Genomic DNA, 19,850 nt, shown 5'->3' with positions numbered 1-19,850 from the left:
GTGAGCAGCTACGCGCACCACAGCACCGGCGAGCCCATCGCCGACACCAAGGCCCCCGGGGGCCCCATCGCGGAACGCTGGGACCGCCGCCGCTTCGAGGCCAAGCTCGTCAACCCCGCCAACCGCCGCAAGCACACCGTCATCGTCGTCGGCACCGGCCTGGCGGGCGGATCGGCCGGCGCCACCCTCGCCGAGCAGGGCTACCACGTCGTCCAGTTCTGCTTCTCCGACTCCCCGCGCCGCGCCCACTCCATCGCCGCCCAGGGCGGCATCAACGCCGCCAAGAACTACCGCAACGACGGCGACTCGGTGCACCGCCTCTTCTACGACACCGTCAAGGGCGGCGACTTCCGCGCCCGCGAGTCCAACGTCCACCGGCTCGCCCAGATCTCCGTGGAGATCATCGACCAGTGCGTGGCCCAGGGCGTCCCCTTCGCCCGCGAGTACGGCGGCCTCCTCGACACCCGCTCCTTCGGTGGCGTCCAGGTCTCCCGCACCTTCTACGCCCGCGGCCAGACCGGACAGCAGCTGCTCCTCGGCGCGTACCAGGCCCTCTCCCGGCAGATCGCCGCGGGCAACGTCGAGATGCACGCCCGCACCGAGATGCTCGACCTGATCGTCGTCGACGGCGTCGCCCGCGGCATCGTCGCCCGCGACCTGATCACCGGAGAGATCTCCACCCACTACGCCGACGCCGTGGTGCTGGCGAGCGGCGGCTACGGCAACGTCTTCTACCTGTCCACCAACGCCATGAACTCCAACGCGACCGCCGTCTGGCGGGCGCACCGGCGCGGCGCCTACTTCGCCAACCCCTGCTTCACCCAGATCCACCCCACCTGCATCCCGCGCACCGGCGACCACCAGTCCAAGCTCACCCTGATGAGCGAGTCCCTGCGCAACGACGGCCGCATCTGGGTCCCCAGGGCCAAGGGCGACGACCGCCCCGCCGCCGACATCCCCGAAGCGGAACGCGACTACTACCTGGAGCGGATCTACCCCTCCTTCGGCAACCTCGTGCCCCGCGACATCGCCTCCCGCGCCGCCAAGAACGTCTGCGACGAGGGCCGCGGCGTCGGCCCCGGCGGGCAGGGCGTCTACCTCGACTTCGCCGACGCCATCCGCCGCATGGGCCGCGACAGGGTCGCCGAGAAGTACGGCAACCTCTTCGACATGTACGAGCGGATCACCGCGGAGGACCCCTACGAGGTCCCCATGCGGATCTACCCCGCAGTGCACTACACGATGGGCGGCCTGTGGGTCGACTACGACCTCCAGACCACCGTCCCCGGCCTCTTCGCCATCGGCGAGGCCAACTTCTCCGACCACGGAGCCAACCGCCTCGGTGCCTCCGCCCTGATGCAGGGCCTCGCCGACGGCTACTTCGTGCTCCCCTCCACCATCAACGACTACCTCGCCCGGCATCCCCACCGCGACAGCGTCGACGACACCCACCCCGAGGCCGTGGCCGCCGTACGCGAGACCCGCGAGCGCCTCGCCCGGCTGCTCGCCGTGGACGGCGACCGCACCCCCGACTCCTTCCACCGCGAGATCGGTGAACTCATGTGGGAGTACTGCGGGATGGCCCGCAACGAAGCAGGCCTGCGCAAGGCCCTCGCGCGGATCCCGCAGATCCGCGAGGAGTTCTGGCGCCGCATCAAGGTCCCTGGCACCGGCGAGGAGTTCAACCAGTCGCTGGAGAAGGCCAACCGCATCGTCGACTACCTCGAACTCGCCGAGCTGATGTGCCTCGACGCGCTCGACCGCGCCGAATCCTGCGGCGGCCACTTCCGCGAGGAGTCCCAGACCCCGGACGGCGAGGCCGCCCGCCGGGACGAGTCCTTCGCCTACGCCGCCGCCTGGGAGTTCACCGGCACCGGCGCCGCCCCCGTCCTGCACAAGGAAGACCTCGTCTTCGAGTACGTCCACCCCACCCAGCGGAGCTACGCATGAAGCTCACCCTGCGCGTCTGGCGCCAGCGCGGCGCCGACGCCCCCGGCCACATGGCCTCGTACGAGGTCGACGGGATCTCCGAGGACATGTCCTTCCTGGAGATGCTCGACACCCTCAACGAGGACCTCATCCTGCGCGGTGAGGACCCGGTCGCCTTCGACCACGACTGCCGCGAGGGCATCTGCGGCGCCTGCAGCCTCGTCATCAACGGCGACGCCCACGGCCCCGAACGCACCACCACCTGCCAGCTCCACATGCGCTCCTTCGACGACGGCGACACCATCGACGTCGAGCCCTGGCGGGCCGCGGCCTTCCCCGTCGTCAAGGACCTCGTCGTCGACCGGGGCTCCCTCGACCGGATCATCCAGGCCGGCGGCTACATCACCGCGCCCACCGGCTCCGCACCCGAGGCGCACGCCACCGCCGTGCCCAAGGCCGACGCCGACTCCGCCTTCGAGCACGCCGAGTGCATCGGCTGCGGCGCGTGCGTGGCGGCCTGCCCCAACGGCTCCGCCATGCTCTTCACCTCCGCCAAGGTCAACCACCTGAACGTCCTTCCGCAGGGCTCGCCCGAGCGCGAGACCCGCGTCCTGGACATGGTGGCCCGCATGGACGAGGAGGGCTTCGGCGGCTGCACCCTCACCGGCGAATGCGCCACCGCCTGCCCGAAGGGCATCCCGCTGCCGTCGATCGCCGCGATGAACAAGGAGTGGCTGCGCGCCGTCCGCAAGGGCCCCCGCTGACCCGGCCGCCCCCGCCGCCCGGCGCAGGTCCCCGGCACCGCCGGGGCCCTGCGCCGATCGGCTGACCGGCCGGGCACCCGCCGCGCCGCGCCCCGGCGGCGCCCGGGCCATGGGAGACAGTGGCCCCATGCCAGAAGCCCCCGCCGGGACCGGACCACGCCGCCGAACCGTACTGGCCGCCGCCCTCGCGCCCCTGGCCGCCGCCGGGTGCTCGGGCGAGGAAGCCCCCCGCGCCCCGGCCGCCGGGCAGCAGCCCGACGCCGAGGACGCCGTGATCATGGTGATCCGGCACGCGGAGAAGCCGTACGCCGGAGACACCGGCTGGGACGAGGACGGCGAGGACGACCCCGGCTCGCTGGCCGGGCGCGGCTGGCGCCGGGCCGAGGCGCTGCCGCGGCTCTTCCCGCCGGCCAAGGGCTCCGCACTGCCTCGCCCCGCCGCCGTCTTCGCCGCCGGCGGCAAGGCCCCGGCTCCCGCCCGCTGCCGGCAGACCGTGACCGCGCTGGCCACCGCACTGCGCACACCCGTGCGCGGCGAGTTCGCCGTCGGTGCCGAACCCGCCCTGGCGCACGCCGCCCTGGCCGGCGCCATGCCCGTACTGATCTGCTGGGAGCACACCGGAATCCCCCGCCTGGTGCGCGCCCTCGGCGCCCACCAGGTCCTCGGCCTTCCCGCGACCTGGCCGGACCGCTACGACCTGGTCTGGCAGTTCACCCGCCGCAGCGGCCGCTGGACCTTCCGCGAACTGCCCCAGCAACTCCTCCCCGGCGACGCCTGACCGCCCGGCCCCGCCTACGGGGTGACCGCGGCCAGCGCCCGCGCGAGGTAGGGCGCCGTGCGGCTGTCCTTCGCCCGCGCCACCTCGTGGGGGGTGCCCGCGGCGACGATCCGGCCGCCCTCCGTGCCGCCGCCCGGACCCAGGTCGATCACCCAGTCCGCGCCGGCCACCACGTCCATGTCGTGCTCCACGACCACCACCGTGTGCCCGGCGTCCACCAGGCCGTGCAACTGCCGCAGCAGCACCCGGACGTCGGCCGGGTGCAGACCCGTCGTCGGCTCGTCCAGCACGTACAGCGTGTGGTCCCGGCGCTGCCGCTGCAGCTCCGTCGCCAGCTTGATCCGCTGGGCCTCACCGCCCGACAGCTCGGTCGCCGGCTGCCCCAGCCGCAGGTAGCCCAGCCCGATCTCCTCCAGCGCCCGCAGGCTGCGCGCCGCCGCCGGGACACCGGCGAAGAACCCGGCCGCGGACTCCACCGTCAGCCCGAGCACCTCCGCGATGGACAGGCCCTCGTACCGGACCTCCAGCGTCTCGGCGTTGTACCGCGCGCCGCCGCACCCGGGGCACGGGGCGTACGTACTCGGCAGGAACAGCAGCTCCACCGAGACGAAGCCCTCGCCCTGGCACGTCTCGCACCGGCCGCCCGCCACGTTGAAGGAGAACCGGCCCGCCTTCCAGCCGCGCGCCCGAGCCTCCGGGGCCGCCGTGAACAGCCGGCGCACCACGTCGAACAAGCCGGTGTACGTCGCCAGGTTGGACCGCGGGGTCCGGCCGATCGGTTTCTGGTCCACCTCCACCAGCCGCCGTACGGGGAACCCCGCACCGGCGAGCCGCTCCCCGACCTCACGGGCCAGTGCCTGACCGACCAGCGTGGACTTCCCCGACCCCGACACCCCGGTCACCGCGGTGAACACCCCGAGCGGGAACCGCACGTCCAGCCCGCGCAGGTTGTGCCGGTCCACCCCGCTCAGCCGCACCTCCCCGGCCGGCTCGCGCACCACCCGTGCGCGCGCCGCCCCCCGCTCCGCGAACAGGTGCCTGGCCGTCGCCGACTCCGCCACCCCGGCCAGCGCCGCGGGCGGCCCGCTGTGCAGCACCCGCCCGCCCCGCTCCCCGGCCAGCGGCCCCACGTCGACCAGCCAGTCCGCGTGCCGCACCACGTCCAGATGGTGCTCCACGACGAAGACGGTGTTCCCGGCCTCCTTCAGCCGGTCCAGTACGCCGAGGAGCGCCTCGGTGTCGGCCGGGTGCAGCCCCGCCGACGGCTCGTCCAGCACGTACACCACCCCGAAGAGCCCCGAGCGCAGCTGCGTCGCCAGCCGCAGCCGCTGCAGCTCGCCCGCGGACAGGGTCGGCGCGGTGCGGTCCAGGCTCAGATAGCCGAGCCCCAGCTCCATGACGGGCCCGATCCGTGACCGCAGGTCGTCGGCGAGGACCCGGGCGGCCTCCCCGGCCGGCGGCGCCGACGCCAGGACGGCGTCCAGGTCGGTCAGCGCCAGCGCCGCGAGCTCCGCGATCGTCCGCCCTGCGAAGGTCACGGCGAGCGCCTCCGGGCGCAGTCGGCGCCCCGCGCACACCGGACACGGGGAGTCGGCGAGGAACCTCTCGGCGCGGGCCCGCAGGGTGGCGCTCTTGCTGTCGGAGAAGGTCCGCATGACATAGCGGTGGGCGCTCATGTACGTGCCCTGGTAGGGCCGTTGGATCCGGTCCGCGTCCCGCACCGGGTGCACGGTCACCACCGGCTGCTCCTCCGTGAAGAGGATCCACTCGCGGTCCTTCGCGGGCAGCTCCCGCCACGGCCGGTCCACGTCGTGGCCGAGGGTCTCCAGGATGTCCCGCAGGTTCTTGCCCTGCCAGGCGCCCGGCCAGGCGGCGACCGCGCCCTCGCGGATCGACAGGCCGGGATCGGGGACCAGCAGCTCCTCGCTGGTGCGGTGGATCCGGCCGAGCCCGTGACAGGAGGGGCAGGCACCGGCGGCCGTGTTGGGCGAGAAGGCGTCCGAGTCCAGCCGGGGCGCGCCCGCCGGGTAGGTGCCGGCCCGCGAGAACAGCATCCGCAGGGAGTTGGACAGCAGCGTCACCGTGCCCACCGAGGAGCGCGAGCCGGGGGAGGAGCGGCGCTGCTCCAGCGACACGGCCGGCGGCAGGCCGGTGACGGAGTCCACCTTCGGCGCACCGATCTGGTGGATGAGGCGGCGGGCGTACGGGGCCACCGACTCGAAGTACCGGCGCTGCGCCTCGGCGTACAGCGTGCCGAAGGCGAGGGAGCTCTTCCCGGAACCGGACACCCCGGTGAACACGGTCAGCGCGTCGCGCGGGATGTCCACGTCGACGCCGCGCAGATTGTGCTCCCGGGCGCCCCGCACCCGTACGCAGGGGTCGTGGTCGGTCCGGGGTTCGCTGGAGTGGTGCATTCATCCCACTTTACGGCCCGCCCCGCGCGCCCCTCACGGGCGCAGGCCCGCGATCCGGGCCAGCCGGGTGGAGGAGTCCAGGAGCGCCGCGCGGTCGTACGTCGAGGTGGTGACCAGCAGTTCGTCCGCGCCCGTCTCGTCCGCGACGGCGGACAGCTGCGCCGCGACCTGCTCCTCCGTGCCGTGGACGTGCCCGGCGAGCGCGCCCTCGTACAGCTCCCGCTCCTTCGGGGTCATCTCCAGGGCCTCGACCTCCTCCGCCGGGCGGAGCGGGGGGAAGCTGCCGCGGGTGCGGGAGTACGCCAGGGACCAGGCCTCCGGGAGCAGGATGCGCCGGGCCTCCTCGGTCGTCGCCGCCACGGCCACCGTCCCCGACACCACGACGTAGGGCCGCGCGCCCCGGGCGGACGGCCGGAACTCCTCGCGGTAGCGCGCCACGATGCCGCCGACCCGGCCGCGGTTGCGCAGGTCGCCCACCACCAGGGGCAGGCCCGCCCGGGCGGCGATGCCCGCGCCCTCGCCGGTCGCCAGCACGTACGCCGGTACCCGCAGGCCCTCGGCGGGACGGGCGTGGACTTCGGGGTGCGCCCGCTGGGTGCCGTCGAGCCAGCCGAGGAGTTCGGCCAGCTGCTCCTCGAAGCGGTCGGCGTCCCCGGTGTCCCGGCCCAGCGCCCGCCGGATGCCGTTGGTGAAGCCGACCGAGCGGCCGAGGCCCATGTCGATCCGGCCGGGGAAGAGCGATTCCAGCACCCCGAACTGCTCCGCGACCACGAGGGGCCGGTGGTTGGGCAGCATCACCCCGCCCGTGCCGACCCGGATCCGGTCCGTCGCCCCGGCGACGGCCGCGGCGAGCACCGTGGGTGCCGAGCCGGCGACGCCGGGCACGCTGTGGTGCTCTGACACCCAGAAGCGGTGGTAGCCGAGGTCCTCGGCCGCCCGGGCCAGCGCCACGGTGTCGCGCAGCGCCTCGGCGGCCGGGTGGCCCCGGCGGGTGCGCGACCGGTCGAGCATCGAGATTTTTCGGATCACACAGGGATCAACGCCCGCGGGCCCGGAGGATTCCCGCCCTGGTCCGACGGGCGCGTGCGTCCGGGCGGGTGTCGGTGACAGCTCTTACGCTGGCCGGATGAGTGAGAAGCGCACCGCGCGGCCGTTGGCCGTCTTCGACATCGACAACACCCTGGCCGACACCGCCCACCGCCAGCACTTCCTGGAGCGCCGCCCGCGGGACTGGTCCGGTTTCTTCGGTGCGGCCCCGGCCGATCCGCCGCTCGCGCGCGGGATCGCCCTGGCGGTGGAGAGCGCGGCCGACTGCGAGGTGGTGTACCTGACCGGGCGGCCCGAGCGCTGCCGGGCGGACACGCAGGAGTGGCTCACGCGGCACGGCCTGCCCGAGGGGCGGGTGTGGATGCGCGGCAACCAGGACCGGCGGCCGGCCCGGACGACCAAGCTGGAGGTGCTGGGCCGGATCGCCCGGGGCCGGGAGGTGCGCATGCTCGTGGACGACGACGAGCTGGTCTGCCGGGCCGCGCGGGCGGCCGGCTTCCGGGTCGTGCTCGCCGACTGGGCGGCGGACGCGCCCGAGCTCATGTCCGGCCAGGAGGTCGAGGGCCGGACCTGAGCGGTCCGGGGTCTCAGTCCTCGCCCTCCAGGCGGAAGCCGACCTTCAGCCCCACCTGGTAGTGGGCGATCTCCCCGTTCTCGAGGTGGCCGCGTACCTGGACCACCTCGAACCAGTCCAGATTCCGTACGGTCTGGCCCGCCCGGGCGATGCCGTTGCGGATGGCCTGATCGATGCCCTCGTGGGAGGTGCCGACGATCTCGGTCACCCGGTACGTGTGGTTGGACATGGAGTCTCCCGCCAGTGGGTCGCTTTTGCCTGGTTCTACGGTGCCCCAGTAAGTCCGGCTCCGCGAACTTTGTGCCAACAATCCCGAGCGAAAGACCCTTGACCGGCCTATTGGTCTATGCCAATTTCTAGCCATCGGAGACCGATCCCCAGAAGGTGACCCTCTTGAAGATGCGCTTCCTCGCCGTGTGCACGGCCCTCGCGGCCGCGACCGCCCTGACGGGCTGCAGTCTGTGGGCCGATCCGGCCGCGGAGCGGCAGAAGGTGACGCTCTGGCTGATGAAGGGCAGCGCCTCCGAGGACTTCGTCGCCCGGTTCACGGCGGCCTTCGAGCAGGAGCACCCCGACGTCGACCTGGACGTCAGGATCCAGGAGTGGACGGGCATCGGCGACAAGGTCAACGCCGTCCTCAAGGGCACCAGCAAGGAATCCGCCGACGTCATCGAGGTGGGCAACACCCAGGTCGCGCAGTACATCGAGACCAAGGGCCTGTCCGAACTCACCCTCGAAGCACTGCGCGAGTGGGACAGCAAGCACTGGCTCAAGGGCCTCTCCGAGCCGGCGAGCGTCAACGGCGCCCAGTACGGCGTCCCCTGGTACGCCGCCAACCGCGTGGTCGTCTACCACAAGGACCTCTTCGCGAACGCCGGCATCAAGACCCCGCCCAGGAACCGCCAGGAGTGGATCCAGGCCACGCAGAAGCTGGACAAGGGCGACCAGCAGGGCATCTACCTCGCGGGGCAGAACTGGTACGTCCTCGCGGGCTTCGTCTGGGACGAGGGCGGCGAGCTGGCCGTCGAGACGGGCGGCAGGTGGGTCGGCACCCTCGACGACGACAAGGCCCTGGCCGGCATGGAGTTCTACAAGCAGCTCCAGGCCCTCGGGGACGGGCCCAGGGCCGCCGACGAGGAGACGCCCCCGCAGTCGCAGGTCTTCGCCCGCGGCCAGGTCGCCCAGATCATCGCCCCGCCCGGCCAGGCCGCCGAGATCGAGGCGGCCAACCCCGCGCTGAAGGGCAAGCTCGGCTTCTTCCCGATCCCCGGCAAGACCTCCGAACGGGCGGGCTCCGTCTTCACCGGAGGCTCCGACCTGATCATCCCGGAGCGGACCGGGAACCGGGAGGGTGCCGTCGACGTGATCACGGCCCTGGTCAGCGAGAAGTGGCAGACCGAACTCGCCCGCACGATGAGCTACGTACCGAACAGGACCACCCTCGCCCACGTCGTCGAGGGCAATGAGGGCGCCGCCGCGATGGCTCCCGGCGCCGCCCAGGGCCGGGCCACCCCGGCCTCCGCCCGCTGGGCCGAGGTCGAGGCCAAGAACCCGATCAAGCCCTTCATGACGGCCGCACTCACCGGACAGGACCCCAAGCAGGCCGCCCGCACCGCCTCGGAGGAGATCGGCCGGGTCCTCAGCTCGGACCGCTGACACCGGCGAGTTCAGCGTCCGCACACCCGAGGGCCGCAGAGCGGTCATGTCGAATCCAGCCGGTCACGGAAGAAGTAAAGGAGCCAGGCCACCACCTGCCGGCCTGGCCCTCCGTGCCCGGTTCAGGAGCCGCCATGACCATCGCACCCCTGTCCCCGTCCCTCTCCACGGCCCCCACCCCCACCTCCCCGCTCCTCACCCCCGCCCCCGCCCCGGCCAAGGCCGCCAACGCCCCCGCCGGCCCCCACTACACCGTGCGCCTCGCCCGCGACGAGGACGAGGTACGGGCCGCACAGCGCCTGCGCCACCAGGTCTTCGCCGGTGAACTCGGCGCCCGCCTCGACGGCCCCGAGCCGGGGCTCGACGCCGACGCCTTCGACGCGCACTGCGACCACCTCCTCGTCGTCGACGAGGAGGCCGGGCAGGTCGTCGGCACCTACCGGCTGCTGCCCCCCGAGCGCGCCGCCGTCGCCGGCCGCCTCTACTCGGAGGGCGAGTTCGACCTCTCCGCGCTCGCCCCCGTCCGGCCCGACCTCGTCGAGGTGGGCCGCTCCTGCGTGCACCCCGACCACCGCAACGGCGCCGTCATCGCCCTCATCTGGGCCGGCCTCGCCCACTACATGGACCGCGCCGGCCACAACTGGCTCGCCGGCTGCTGCTCGATACCGCTCGCCGACGGCGGCGTCCTCGCCGCCGCCACCCGCGCGAACGCCCTGACCCGCAGCCCCGCACCCGAGGAGTACCGGGTCACCCCCCACATCCCCTGGAACCCCGAAGGCATCGACTTCCCCGCACGCATGGAACTGCCCCCGCTGCTGCGCGGCTACCTCCGCCTGGGCGCCTGGGTCTGCGGCGAGCCCGCCCTCGACGCCGAGTTCGGCTGCGCCGACCTGTACGTACTGCTCTCCCTGCGCCGGACCAACCCGCGCTACCTGAAGCACTTCCGTTCGCTCATCCCGGGCGCATGAGCGTCTGGCTGCCCACCTCGCCCTGCACCCCCGAGGCCTGCGCCGGCCACGAGGGGAGCACCGCGAGCGTCGCCCACGCGGTCCTGCGGCTGACCGCCGCCGTCGCCCTGATCCTGCTGGGGATCCTGGGCGCCCCGCCGGTCCGGCTGCTGCCCACCGGCCCCCGGCACGCGGTGGTCCGGGCCTGGTCGGCCGCACTGGTGCGGGCCTTCGGCATACGGATCACGGTGCGCGGCGGCCCGGGCCGGCGCGGCGGCCGCCTGGTCGTCGCCAACCACATCTCCTGGCTCGACGTCCCCCTCGTGGCGGCCGTCCTGCCCAGCCGGATGCTGGCCAAGAGCGACATCCGCGCCTGGCCCGTCCTCGGCCGCCTCGCCGGGCAGGCCGGAACCCTGTTCATCGAGCGCGACCGGATCCGCGCGCTGCCCGCCACCGTCACCTCGATGACCCGCGCGCTCCTCGCCGGCGACCGGGTCGCCGTCTTCCCCGAGGGCTCCACCTGGTGCGGGCGCACCCAGGGCGCCTTCCGCCGGGCCGCCTTCCAGGCGGCCCTGGACGCGCAGGTCCCGGTACAGCCCGTGCGCGTCGCGTACCTGCGCCCCGACGGGAGCCCCGCCGGGGCGCCCGCCTTCGTCGGGGACGACCCGCTGACCGCCTCGCTGTGGCGGATCGCCCGGGCGCGCGGGATCCGGGCGGAGGTCACGCTGCTGCCGCGGATCCCGCCGGGCCGGCATGCGGACCGGCGGGACCTGGCGGCCGCCGCTCAGCGGGCCGTCACCGGCCGCCGCGCGTCCGGGCGGACCGCCCCGGCCGCTCAGCCGGCCGGACCCTCCGCGACCGACAGCGACAGCGCGAAGCGGCCCGCCGCGTCCGTCCACCACTGGGTCAGCTCCAGCCCGGCCGCGGCCAGTTCCTTGCGCACGCCCTCCTGACGGAACTTCGCGGACACCTCCGTCAGGATCTCCTCACCCGCCGCGAACGGCACCACCAGGTCCAGCGCCCGGACCTTCACCGTCAGTTCGGACCGGGCGCGCAGCCGCATCTCGATCCATTCCTGCTCGCTGTTCCACACCGCCACGTGCTCGAAGTCGGCGGTGTGGAAATCGGCGTCCAGCTCCCGGTTGATGACGGCCAGCACGTTCTTGTTGAACTCCGCCGTCACCCCGCGCGCGTCGTCGTACGCCGTGACCAGCACGGCCTCGTCCTTCACCAGGTCCGTGCCCATCAGCAGCGCGTCCCCGGGGGAGAGCATCGCCCGTACGGACGCCAGGAACACCGCGCGCTCCGGCGGCAGCAGGTTGCCGATGGTGCCGCCCAGGAACACCACCAGCCGCGGCCCGGGGGACTCCGGCAGGTGCAGCGCGGCGGTGAAGTCGGCCAGCAGGGCGTGCACCCGCAGCCCCGGATGGTCGGCGAGGAGCGTCTCGGCGGCGCCCCGCAGGGCGCTGCCGCTGACGTCCACCGGTACGTAGGTGTCCAGTGCCGGCATCGCCTCGATCAGGTGCCGGGTCTTCTCCGAGGAGCCGGAACCCAGCTCCACCAGGGTGCGGGCGCCGCTCACCGCGGCGATCTCCCCCGCCTGCTCCAACAGGATCTCCCGCTCGGCGCGAGTGGGGTAGTACTCGGGCAGGCGGGTGATCTCCTCGAAGAGCTCACTGCCCCGCGCGTCGTAGAACCACTTGGGCGGCAGTGCCTTGGGGGTGCGGGTCAGCCCGTGCAGCACGTCCGCGCGCAGCGCGGTCCCCGCCGCGTCCTCGTCGAGGGTCCGGGTCAACTGGAAGCTGGTCACGGGCGGTTCTCCTTGAGCGGGGTCAGACGGACCCGGGTGGGGGTGGCGGTCAGCAGGGTCCGGTCGGGCACTTCGCACCACCGGCTGTCGTCGTCGTACGGCTCGGACGCCACCACGGTGCGGCCGCCCGCGGGATCGGCCAGGTACCAGAGGGAGTCGCCCCAGGCGGTCGCGGCGATCGCCGCCCCGTCCGTCAGGAGCAGGTTCAGCCGGGAGCCCGGCGCGGCCGAGGACAGCTCCCGCACCGGCTCGGCGAGCGCCGTGCCGAGGTCGTCACCGGCCCGCAGGCGGCGACGTACCAGGGCCCAGACCAGCGCGGAGTCGGTGCGGGCCGCGAGCTGGAGCAGTTCCTCGGGCGGCAGGTCCGCCGCGAGCGGGGCGGCGGCCGCGGGCCAGTTCCGCACGGCTCCGTTGTGGCTGAACAGCCACGGCCCGTCCGTGAACGGCGCGGCGGCGGCCTCCCCGTCGGCCCCGGCCAGGGTGGCGTCGCGCACGGCGGCCAGCACGGCCCCGCTGCGTACGACCCGGCTGAGGTCGGTGAAGGTGAGGTCGCCCCAGATCGGCCCGGCGCGACGGTAGCGGGCGGGAACGGGGTCGCCCTCCGCGTACCAGCCGACGCCGAAGCCGTCGGCGTTGACCGTGCCGTGCTGCTGGCGGCGCGGCTCCCAGGACTGGCGGACCAGCGAGTGCTCGGGGTCGCTCAGCAGCCTCCCGAGCGTGAGCGCCGGTCCCACATAAGCCAGGTGACGGCACATCAGGCGTCCCTCGCGGTACGGAAGCCGGAGAAGATCTGCCGCCGCACCGGCAGGTCCCAGTTGCGGAAGGTGCCCCGGCAGGCCACCGGGTCCACCGCGAAGGAACCGCCCCGCAGCACCTTGTGCTCCGGGCCGAAGAAGACCTCCGAGTACTCCCGGTAGGGGAAGGCCCGGAAGCCCGGGTAGGGCAGGAAGTCGGACGCCGTCCACTCCCACACGTCGCCGATCAGCTGGCGCACCCCGAGCGGGGACGCACCCGCCGGGTAGCTGCCCGCGCGGGACGGGCGCAGGTGTCGCTGTCCCAGGTTGGCGTGTGCGGGGGTGGGGTCCGCGTCGCCCCACGGATAGCGGGCCGAGCGTCCGGTCGCGGGGTCGAAGCGGGCCGCCTTCTCCCACTCGGTCTCGGTGGGCAGCCGCCGCCCCGCCCAGCGGGCGTAGGCGTCCGCCTCGTACCAGCTGACGTGCAGAACCGGTTCTTCGTCGGGGACGGGCTCCGTCACCCCGAAGCGGCGGCGCAGCCACTCGCCTCCCTCCCGGTGCCAGAACAGCGGTGCTTCGATCGAGTGCCGGCGGATCTGGTCCCAGCCCGCCGCCTCCCACCAGCGCGGCTCGTGGTAGCCGCCGTCGGCGATGAACGCGCGGTACGCGGCGTTCGTCACCGGCAGCGTGTCCATCCAGAACGCCGCGGTCTCCCGCTCGTGCGCCGGCCGCTCGTTGTCCAGCGACCACGGCTCGGCGGACGTGCCCATCGTGAACGGGCCCGCGGGTATGAGGACTTCGGCTGCCCCCGGCGGGTCGTAGGGGGCGTCCGGATCCGGCGCGGTCAGCACGGGGGCGCCCTTGCGGAGCTGATGGGTGATCAGCATGGTCTCGTCGTGCTGCTGTTCGTGCTGGGCGATCATCCCGAAGGCGAAGCCGTCGTCCAGGAGCGCGTTGCCCTCCAGCGGGGTGCGCTCCAGCAGGTCGAAGACCCGGCCGCGGACCTCGGCGGCGTACCGGCGGGCCTCCTCGGGCCCCAGGAGCGGCAGCTTCGGCCGTTCGGCGCGAGGATGTTCGAAGGCGTCGTAGAGGGGGTCGATCTCCGGGCGCATGGACTCGCGTCCGGCGACCCGGCGGAGCAGCCAGAGCTCCTCCTGGTTCCCGATGTGCGCCAGGTCCCAGACCAGCGGGGACATCAGGGGGGAGTGCTGGGCGGTGAGGTCGGCGTCGGTCACCGCGTCGGTGAGGGCCGCCGTCCGGGCCCGCGCGGCGGTCAGCGAGGCGGCCGCCCGTTCTCGCAGCCCGGGGTGGGATTCGGTGGTCATCGCAGGGCCTCCTTCCCTCCGGGCCGCAGCTGCGGCGGTTCGTCGCCCGGACATCGGCCACGTAGCACGAAACGCTCGGTGAACGCGCCGACGGTGTCCCGGACGTGCGTGCTCGCGCCGAGACGGGGCAGTGCCTCCGCCGCCGCGCGGAAACAGGTCTTGGCGGCCGCCCGCAGTTCGGGGTCGGTCAGAGCGTGCCGGGCGGCGGACCGCCAGAGCGGATTGCGGGGCGCGGGCTGCGCGCCGTAGGCGTCGGCCAGCGCCTTGGTCACCCGGTAGGCCGTCTCGGCGGCCTCCGGGTCGTCGAACAGCGCGTGCACGACGGCCACCGGGACCAGCCAGCCGTCGTCACCGGGCTGCGCGTCGATCATGCGCAACTCCATGTGGCCGCGCGGCCGTACGGGCGGGAACAGCGTGGTGAGGTGGTAGTCAAGGTCCTCGGCGGTGGGCGCCCGCAGGGCCCGCCCGTCGTCGCCCGCGCGCAGCCAGTCGCGGAAGGTGGTCCCCGGCGCGACGTCCCACGGCTCGCCCTCGTACGACCGTACGCACATCACCTCGGTGTCCAGCGCCTGCCGCACCCAGCCGTCCCGGGGCCCCGCGTCCAGCGGCGGGGCGAGGGTGCGCCGGGAGTCCAGGTCGTTCCAGATCCCCTGGCGGGAACAGCGCCATCCGGCGTACGGACCCTCGTGCGCGGGCGAGTTCGCGAAGGCGGCCACCAGGACCGCACCCAGCAGGTGGGCCAGTCGCCAGCGCCGGCCGTGGCCGAGCACGCCCGGCTCCTCGTACCCGGCGTCCACGCAGACCTGCACGGAGGCGGAGGCGCACATCATGGTGCGGCCGGCGGGGCCGGTGCGGTCGAAGTAGGCCTCCATCGCGTCGTAGCGCGGGCTGTTCAGCAGCCGGTGGTACGGGAGGCGGGGATCGCGGCCGAGACCGTGCAGGACCAGTCCCTGCTCGCGCAGTGCGGCGCGGACGGCGGTCAGGTCGTCCTGGAGTCCGTCCACGCAGCCGGTGAGCGAAGTGGCGGGGGCAGAGCTGAGTTCGAGCTGGCCGCCGGGCTCGACGGTGATCCGCGAATGGAGAGTCAGCGCACGGGCCGCGGCGTGCGCCGCGCGGAGCCGCTCGGGGGTGACGCGCAGTCCGGGCCGCTCGGCGTCCAGGACCAGCCATTCGAGTTCGGCACCGAGCAGACGGGGCGGCCCGGTCTTGAAGCAGATCCCGTGGATCAGGTGCTCCGCCTCCGGCTCGCTGATCGCGGGAGGGGGCGGGGCGTCGCCGGGCGGGGGTGGGGGAACGGGTGGGTCCTGGGGCATGACCGGGTCCTCTTCTCCTGTCGTCGGCCGTGACATCACCCGTGCCTACCCCTCCCTCGGGCACAAAATCCTTTGCCGCCGCGGAAAGGAGTCCCGAGGATGGCGGCGTGAGCAGCAGATTGCGCGAGATCGCGCGGGAGAACGCGCAGATCATGGCGGCCGGGGGGTACCGGACGCGGTCGGGGCGGCAGGTCGGACTCGCCGCCGCCCTGGCGGACGCCAAGGCAGGAACCAGGATATATGGACCAAACCATGTCGTTCCAGGCGAACAGCTCCTGAAGGGTGACCTCACGACGGTCGTCGAGGTCACGGGGGAGAGCAGTACGGTCGCTGCCCGTAGGCTCGCGGAGCACCCTCCGGCGGGGGCCGGGGCGACCGGGGCGGCACCGGCGGTGGCGGTCCTGAACTTCGCGTCGGCCCGTCATCCCGGGGGCGGCTACGTCCGGGGCGCCAAGGCCCAGGAGGAGGCGCTCTGCCGCGCCTCCGCGCTCTACGAGACGCTCCTGGAGGCCCCGGAGTACTACGCCGTGCACCGCGCGGAAGCCAGCACCTTCTACACCGACCGGGTGATTCACTCCCCCGGGGTACCGGTCTTCCGCGACGACCATGGCGCGCTGATGGAGTCGCCGTTCCTCGCCGGATTCCTGACCTCGCCCGCACCGAACGCGGGCACCATCCTGCGGCAGGAGCCGGAGCGCGCCGCGGAGATCCCGGGGGCGCTGGCGCGGCGGGCCGAACTCGTCCTGGAGGTCGCGGCGTTCCACGGATACCGGCAGCTCGTGCTGGGCGCGTGGGGCTGCGGGGTGTTCCGCAACGACCCGGCGCACGTGGCCGAAGCCTTCCGCGGGCTCCTGTCCGACCGTTTCGAGGGCACCTTCGCGCGCGTGGTCTTCGCCGTCCTGGACCGAGACCCGGCCCCCCGCGAGGCCTTCGAGCGGGCCTTCGCGGCCTTCCGGGCCTGAGCCCGCGCCCGGGGACGGGGACGGGGGCGGGCACGGTCCGGGCGAGCGGCCGTGCGTGGGGGCGGCCGGGGCGGCAGGGGGGCGGGGTGGCGGCGGTCGGTCAGTGCCAGCCGTAACGTTCGCGCAGGCGGTCGACCACCAGGCCGAAGCGGCCGCGGTCCAGCGCGCACGCCTCCCGCCGCATGCCCGACTCGTGGACCCGCAGGACCCGGTCGACGTCCACCCACGACTCGCGGCCCGCGCTGTCCCACGGGCCCGTCCCGATGGGGACCCACTCGCGGTCGTGGTCGTGCCGCTTGCTCGACAGCTGCACGGCGAGCAGCGTGCGCCCGCCCGGCTCGCGGGCCACGACCAGGACCGGACGGTCCTTGCCGCGGCCGTCGTTCTCCTCGAAGGGGACCCAGGTCCACACGATCTCGCCCGGGTCCGGGTCGCCGTCGGGATCCGGCGCGTACTCGGTCCGTACCGGCCCGATGGCGCGCGGGTCGGCCTCGGCGGTGGCCGTGGCGCCGTCGCGGCCGGGCTGCTCGGCGCGACCGTTGCTGTGGTGCGAAAGTGCCGTCATCCGGGCGAGGGTACTGCCTGCGGAACCCGCGCGTCCCTACAGCACCCGCCCCTCCGCCTCGTGGTGCGCCCCCGTGCACAGCGCCCAGACGACCAGGATGTTCACGGCGATGAGCACCAGGGCCCACAGGGGGTAGTACGGAAGCCACAGGAAGTTGGCGAACGCGCCCAGGCCGGCGACCGTGATGCCGAAGTACCGCGCCCACAGCGCGCCGGTGGCGAGGAGGGCGCATCCGGCCCCCACCAGGGCGATGCCCAGGATGAGGTGGACCCAGCCCCAGCCGGTGAGGCTGAACTCGAACAGGTAGTGCCGCGTCACGACGAACAGGTCGTCGCTGGCGACCGCGGCGAGCCCCTCGAAGAAGGCCATCGCCCCGCCGAAGATCATCAGGACTGCCGCCAGTAGGGTTCTGCCCGACGTGGCCGCGTGCCACGGGTCCGGGTGCGTGCGGGCCGCCTGCGACCCGCCGGCGTCAGTGGCCATGTCGTTCTCCTCGGGTGCCAGGGCCGGCCGGCCGAGCGGGGCCGGGGCCGGCGAGATCCCCCCTTCAGCGTGTCACGGGTGCTCACCGTCGGCATTCCGGCCCCGTCTCAGCCCGGGCGCCGGTCCGCCCAGCCCTCGGCCGCCTCCACCTGCGCGGCCAGCCCCAGCAGCAGCGGCTCGGAGTTCGCAGGGCCGAGCAGCTGCGCGCCCATCGGCAGCCCGTCGTCGGTCAGGCCGGCCGGGATGTTCACTCCCGGCCAGCCCAGCACGTTCCACGTCCAGGCGTAGGGGCAGGCGGCGATCATCGCCCGGTCCGTGGCCATGGCCCCCAGGCCGGCGAGCGCCCCGATCCGCAGCGGCGCAGTGGCCGTCGTCGGGGTCAGGACCACGTCGAAGCGGCCGAAGATCTCCCCGACCCGCCGTTGCAGCAGGGCCTCGGCGCGGCGCGAGACCCGCAGTGCCAGCCCGCCCAGCAGCCGGCCCGTCCGTACGGCCTCGTGCGTACGCGGGTCCAGCAGCGCCGGGTCCGGCGTCCGCTCCGCCCAGTCCCGTACGCCGCTGGTCGCGCGGGGTACGAAGGTCAGGCCGATCGGGCCGTAGCGGGGGTCCTCCGGGACCACCTCGTGGCCCAGCGACTCCAGCCGCGCGGCCAACCGCTCCACGGCGGCACGCACCTCCGGGTCGAGCGACTTGGGCGTCGCCGTGAAGGCCATCGCGAAGGACAGCGCGATCCGCAGCCGGCGCGGGGCGCGCCCGGCGGCCTCGACCGCGCTGATGCGGGCCGGGCGGTGCAGGTCCTCCGGGTGCGAACCGCTCGCGGCGTCCAGCAGGAGCGCCGCGTCCGCGACCGTACGGGCCAGCACCCCGTTGACCGTGAGCCCGTTGAAGGACTCGGCCTCCGGCCAGGTGGAGATGCGGCCGCGCTGCGGTTTCACGCCGACCAGGTGGGTCCAGGCGGCGGGGATCCGCACCGACCCGGCCCCGTCGGAACCGAGCGCGGCCGGAACCAGGCCCGCGGCCACGGCGGCCGCCGAGCCGCCCGACGAACCCCCCGGCGTGTAGGAGCGGTTCCACGGATTGCGCGTCTCGCCGAAGGCCCCGCCCTCGGTGAAGGGCCACTGGCCCAGTTCCGGCGTCTGGGTCTTGCCGACGATGACCGCGCCGGCCGCCCGCAGCCTGCGTACCGCCTCGCTGTCGGCGGTCTTGCGGGCGAAGTCCCCGGCGCAGCCGAACGCCGTCGGCTCGCCCGCCACGTCCATGTCGTCCTTGACGGCGAGCGGCACCCCGAGCAGCGGCAGCCGCTCACCCGCGGCGAGCCGCCGGTCGGCCGCGTCCGCCTCGGCCAGCGCCGCTTCGGTGCGGATCGTCCGGAACGCGTTGAGTTCGGGCTGCGCCGCGACGATCCGGCGCAGCGCCTCCTGCGTCAACGCGCGTGCGGAAACGCTTCCTTCGGCCAGCGCGGCGGCCATCTCGACCAGACCACCGGGCAGCGCGGACCCCGTCGTGACCGCTGCTGTGGCAGCACCGTGTGACTCCGACATAGCGGAACCTCCCCCCTACCGATCGGTAGGAAGACCGTAACGGGGTGCCGCCCCGGATGTCAGAGCAAGGACCGGACGTCCTCGTCCGACGACGTGCGGGGCGGAGGGTCCCCTGCCCGTCGTGACGCGGCGGGGCCGCCACCGGTCGTGGTGGCGGCCCCGCGGGCGCCGTGGGTCCCGGACCTCGCGGTCGTCGGCGTGGGCGCCGGTGGCTCAGGAACCGGAGGCGCGGACCGAGCCGGTGCTCGCACCGCTGGTGTCACCCAGGAAGCAGGTGACCTCGCGGTCCCCGAGGACCCAGGTGGCGGCCTGCGGGAAGTAGTAGTAGACCTCCAGCTTCTCCGACAGCGCGGGGTCCTTGCCCACGTAGTCGGTCAGCAGCCGGCCGGCGCACTTCTCCTCGGCGAGCGCGGTGACCTTCTCCGTGCCCGGGTAGGCCCCGTCGTCCAGGTCGAAGACGGCGTACGCCTCGCCCTCGTGGGGCTGGTCGCACGGCAGCACCTTCACGGAGAAGGAGGCCTCGGCGCCGTCCTCGTCCTGGTACTCCGCCAGGTCGCCGTTGGTGTTGAAGCAGTCCCCCTTGCGGATGTCGCTCACCTTGCTGGAGCCCGAGTCGGTGACCTGACCGGTGGTGTCGCGCTTCGGGGCGGCGCCGTCCTCCAGTGCTCCGGAGAGGCCGAGGACCAGCAGGATCCCGTAGAAGGCGATGGTCACGCCGTGGATGACGATCGCCGCGACGGCGAAACCCTTGCCCTTCTCGCCGCGCTTGCGGATCTGGGACAGGGCCACGATGCCGAGGACCAGGGGGACCAGGGGGAGGGCGCACACGAGCGACATGACGAAGGCGACGATGGCCAGCGCGTTGTTCTTCTGCGGGGCCGGCGGCGGGTACCAGCCCTGCGGCGGGCCGCCGTACGGCGCGGGCTGCCCCGGCTGTCCGTACGGTCCCGGCTGCGGGTACGGCTCGGGGAACGACGGGGGGCCGGGCGGTATGGACATGCGCGTGGA

At 73.9% G+C, this 19,850-nt stretch carries 19 protein-coding genes; 8 read left to right on the top strand and 11 right to left on the bottom strand.

The genetic code is table 11. The features are described 5' to 3' along the window. The 3 genes from AC2RP6_RS06825 (at position 1) to AC2RP6_RS06815 (ending at position 3,471) form a co-directional block, all read left to right on the top strand. Complete coding sequence (locus AC2RP6_RS06825) at positions 1 to 1,950, top strand: fumarate reductase/succinate dehydrogenase flavoprotein subunit (protein ID WP_486445365.1); 1,950 nt, start codon at positions 1 to 3, stop codon at positions 1,948 to 1,950. Beyond that, on the top strand, positions 1,947 to 2,693 hold the full coding sequence (locus AC2RP6_RS06820) for a succinate dehydrogenase/fumarate reductase iron-sulfur subunit (RefSeq protein ID WP_486445364.1): 747 nt from the start codon (positions 1,947 to 1,949) through the stop codon (positions 2,691 to 2,693). Before AC2RP6_RS06825 ends, AC2RP6_RS06820 begins: the two co-directional genes overlap by 4 nt. A 127-nt stretch (positions 2,694 to 2,820) precedes the next feature. Further along, the gene (locus tag AC2RP6_RS06815) at positions 2,821 to 3,471 is read left to right on the top strand and encodes a hypothetical protein (protein WP_486445363.1); all 651 of its coding nucleotides are present in this window, start codon (positions 2,821 to 2,823) and stop codon (positions 3,469 to 3,471) included. A gap of 14 nt (positions 3,472 to 3,485) precedes the next feature. On the opposite strand, the gene AC2RP6_RS06810 is transcribed toward AC2RP6_RS06815, so the two are convergent. Together AC2RP6_RS06810 and AC2RP6_RS06805 are read right to left on the bottom strand one after the other, a co-directional pair. Further along, positions 3,486 to 5,885: an excinuclease ABC subunit UvrA gene (locus tag AC2RP6_RS06810; RefSeq protein ID WP_486445362.1), complete on the bottom strand. Its 2,400-nt coding sequence runs from the start codon at positions 5,883 to 5,885 to the stop codon at positions 3,486 to 3,488. 33 nt (positions 5,886 to 5,918) lie between these two features. Further along, positions 5,919 to 6,896 carry an LLM class flavin-dependent oxidoreductase gene (locus AC2RP6_RS06805; protein WP_486450241.1) on the bottom strand — a complete coding sequence of 326 codons (978 nt, stop codon included), beginning with the start codon at positions 6,894 to 6,896 and terminating at the stop codon, positions 5,919 to 5,921. Positions 6,897 to 7,011: 115 nt separating this feature from the next. On the opposite strand from AC2RP6_RS06805, the gene AC2RP6_RS06800 reads away from it, so the two are divergent. Next, positions 7,012 to 7,506 (top strand): phosphatase domain-containing protein, encoded by a 495-nt coding sequence (locus tag AC2RP6_RS06800; RefSeq protein ID WP_486445361.1) that lies wholly within the window; start codon positions 7,012 to 7,014, stop codon positions 7,504 to 7,506. A gap of 13 nt (positions 7,507 to 7,519) precedes the next feature. On the opposite strand, the gene AC2RP6_RS06795 is transcribed toward AC2RP6_RS06800, so the two are convergent. Continuing rightward, positions 7,520 to 7,735, bottom strand: a complete 216-nt coding sequence (locus tag AC2RP6_RS06795; RefSeq protein WP_376678748.1) for a dodecin — start codon at positions 7,733 to 7,735, stop codon at positions 7,520 to 7,522. Positions 7,736 to 7,899: 164 nt separating this feature from the next. Between AC2RP6_RS06795 and AC2RP6_RS06790 the strand changes: the two genes are divergently transcribed. The 3 genes from AC2RP6_RS06790 to AC2RP6_RS06780 all read left to right on the top strand — a co-directional run bounded on the left by AC2RP6_RS06790 (position 7,900) and on the right by AC2RP6_RS06780 (position 11,062). Further along, complete coding sequence (locus AC2RP6_RS06790; protein WP_486445360.1) at positions 7,900 to 9,162, top strand: extracellular solute-binding protein; 1,263 nt, start codon at positions 7,900 to 7,902, stop codon at positions 9,160 to 9,162. Between the two features lie 134 nt (positions 9,163 to 9,296). Continuing rightward, positions 9,297 to 10,130 carry a GNAT family N-acetyltransferase gene (locus AC2RP6_RS06785; protein WP_486445359.1) on the top strand — a complete coding sequence of 278 codons (834 nt, stop codon included), beginning with the start codon at positions 9,297 to 9,299 and terminating at the stop codon, positions 10,128 to 10,130. Continuing rightward, a complete protein-coding gene (locus tag AC2RP6_RS06780) occupies positions 10,127 to 11,062 on the top strand; it encodes a lysophospholipid acyltransferase family protein (RefSeq protein ID WP_486445358.1) in 936 nt (311 codons plus the stop codon). The genes AC2RP6_RS06785 and AC2RP6_RS06780 overlap by 4 nt, the downstream gene beginning before the upstream one ends. Here the strand turns inward: AC2RP6_RS06780 and egtD are convergent. From egtD to egtA, 4 genes are read right to left on the bottom strand one after another with little or no spacing between them, the layout of a single operon-like run. After that, positions 10,945 to 11,919: an L-histidine N(alpha)-methyltransferase gene (egtD, locus tag AC2RP6_RS06775; RefSeq protein ID WP_486445357.1), complete on the bottom strand. Its 975-nt coding sequence runs from the start codon at positions 11,917 to 11,919 to the stop codon at positions 10,945 to 10,947. The two genes, AC2RP6_RS06780 and egtD, sit on opposite strands and share 118 nt — an antisense overlap. Beyond that, the gene (gene egtC / locus AC2RP6_RS06770; protein WP_486445356.1) at positions 11,916 to 12,674 is read right to left on the bottom strand and encodes an ergothioneine biosynthesis protein EgtC; all 759 of its coding nucleotides are present in this window, start codon (positions 12,672 to 12,674) and stop codon (positions 11,916 to 11,918) included. Before egtC ends, egtD begins: the two co-directional genes overlap by 4 nt. Beyond that, positions 12,674 to 13,978, bottom strand: coding sequence for an ergothioneine biosynthesis protein EgtB (egtB, locus tag AC2RP6_RS06765; RefSeq protein ID WP_486445355.1), 1,305 nt, complete (start codon positions 13,976 to 13,978; stop codon positions 12,674 to 12,676). The genes egtC and egtB overlap by 1 nt, the downstream gene beginning before the upstream one ends. Next, complete coding sequence (gene egtA, locus AC2RP6_RS06760) at positions 13,975 to 15,291, bottom strand: ergothioneine biosynthesis glutamate--cysteine ligase EgtA (RefSeq protein ID WP_486445354.1); 1,317 nt, start codon at positions 15,289 to 15,291, stop codon at positions 13,975 to 13,977. The genes egtB and egtA overlap by 4 nt, the downstream gene beginning before the upstream one ends. Before the next feature lie 107 nt (positions 15,292 to 15,398). Here egtA and AC2RP6_RS06755 point away from each other — a divergent pair, with 107 nt between their 5' ends. After that, positions 15,399 to 16,253, top strand: a complete 855-nt coding sequence (locus AC2RP6_RS06755; protein WP_486445353.1) for a TIGR02452 family protein — start codon at positions 15,399 to 15,401, stop codon at positions 16,251 to 16,253. A gap of 100 nt (positions 16,254 to 16,353) precedes the next feature. On the opposite strand, the gene AC2RP6_RS06750 is transcribed toward AC2RP6_RS06755, so the two are convergent. The 4 genes from AC2RP6_RS06750 to AC2RP6_RS06735 form a co-directional block, all read right to left on the bottom strand. Then, positions 16,354 to 16,818 carry a type II toxin-antitoxin system PemK/MazF family toxin gene (locus AC2RP6_RS06750; RefSeq protein WP_486445352.1) on the bottom strand — a complete coding sequence of 155 codons (465 nt, stop codon included), beginning with the start codon at positions 16,816 to 16,818 and terminating at the stop codon, positions 16,354 to 16,356. A gap of 36 nt (positions 16,819 to 16,854) precedes the next feature. Then, positions 16,855 to 17,301, bottom strand: a complete 447-nt coding sequence (locus tag AC2RP6_RS06745; RefSeq protein WP_486445351.1) for a DUF7144 family membrane protein — start codon at positions 17,299 to 17,301, stop codon at positions 16,855 to 16,857. Positions 17,302 to 17,408: 107 nt separating this feature from the next. Then, complete coding sequence (locus AC2RP6_RS06740; RefSeq protein ID WP_486445350.1) at positions 17,409 to 18,842, bottom strand: amidase; 1,434 nt, start codon at positions 18,840 to 18,842, stop codon at positions 17,409 to 17,411. Between the two features lie 213 nt (positions 18,843 to 19,055). Next, entirely contained in the window at positions 19,056 to 19,841 is a 786-nt protein-coding gene (locus tag AC2RP6_RS06735) for a DUF4190 domain-containing protein (RefSeq protein WP_486445349.1), read from the bottom strand. Positions 19,842 to 19,850 lie beyond the last annotated feature (9 nt).

The sequence above is a fragment of the Streptomyces sp. WAC03905 genome, assembly GCF_057371075.1.
The sequence above is the reverse complement of the archived record's forward strand: the minus strand, read 5'-3'. Positions and strand labels throughout refer to the sequence as shown.

Bases quoted from the DNA above. Each gene is read 5' to 3' on its own strand.
- AC2RP6_RS06820 (WP_486445364.1), top strand. From the start codon at position 1,947: ATGAAGCTCACCCTGCGCGTCTGGCGCCAGCGCGGCGCCGACGCCCCC.
- AC2RP6_RS06815 (WP_486445363.1), top strand. From the start codon at position 2,821: ATGCCAGAAGCCCCCGCCGGGACCGGACCACGCCGCCGAACCGTACTG.
- AC2RP6_RS06810 (WP_486445362.1), bottom strand. From the start codon at position 5,885: ATGCACCACTCCAGCGAACCCCGGACCGACCACGACCCCTGCGTACGG.
- AC2RP6_RS06805 (WP_486450241.1), bottom strand. From the start codon at position 6,896: ATGCTCGACCGGTCGCGCACCCGCCGGGGCCACCCGGCCGCCGAGGCG.
- AC2RP6_RS06800 (WP_486445361.1), top strand. From the start codon at position 7,012: ATGAGTGAGAAGCGCACCGCGCGGCCGTTGGCCGTCTTCGACATCGAC.
- AC2RP6_RS06795 (WP_376678748.1), bottom strand. From the start codon at position 7,735: ATGTCCAACCACACGTACCGGGTGACCGAGATCGTCGGCACCTCCCAC.
- AC2RP6_RS06785 (WP_486445359.1), top strand. From the start codon at position 9,297: ATGACCATCGCACCCCTGTCCCCGTCCCTCTCCACGGCCCCCACCCCC.
- AC2RP6_RS06780 (WP_486445358.1), top strand. From the start codon at position 10,127: ATGAGCGTCTGGCTGCCCACCTCGCCCTGCACCCCCGAGGCCTGCGCC.
- egtC (WP_486445356.1), bottom strand. From the start codon at position 12,674: ATGTGCCGTCACCTGGCTTATGTGGGACCGGCGCTCACGCTCGGGAGG.
- egtB (WP_486445355.1), bottom strand. From the start codon at position 13,978: ATGACCACCGAATCCCACCCCGGGCTGCGAGAACGGGCGGCCGCCTCG.
- egtA (WP_486445354.1), bottom strand. From the start codon at position 15,291: ATGCCCCAGGACCCACCCGTTCCCCCACCCCCGCCCGGCGACGCCCCG.
- AC2RP6_RS06750 (WP_486445352.1), bottom strand. From the start codon at position 16,818: ATGACGGCACTTTCGCACCACAGCAACGGTCGCGCCGAGCAGCCCGGC.
- AC2RP6_RS06745 (WP_486445351.1), bottom strand. From the start codon at position 17,301: ATGGCCACTGACGCCGGCGGGTCGCAGGCGGCCCGCACGCACCCGGAC.
- AC2RP6_RS06740 (WP_486445350.1), bottom strand. From the start codon at position 18,842: ATGTCGGAGTCACACGGTGCTGCCACAGCAGCGGTCACGACGGGGTCC.
- AC2RP6_RS06735 (WP_486445349.1), bottom strand. From the start codon at position 19,841: ATGTCCATACCGCCCGGCCCCCCGTCGTTCCCCGAGCCGTACCCGCAG.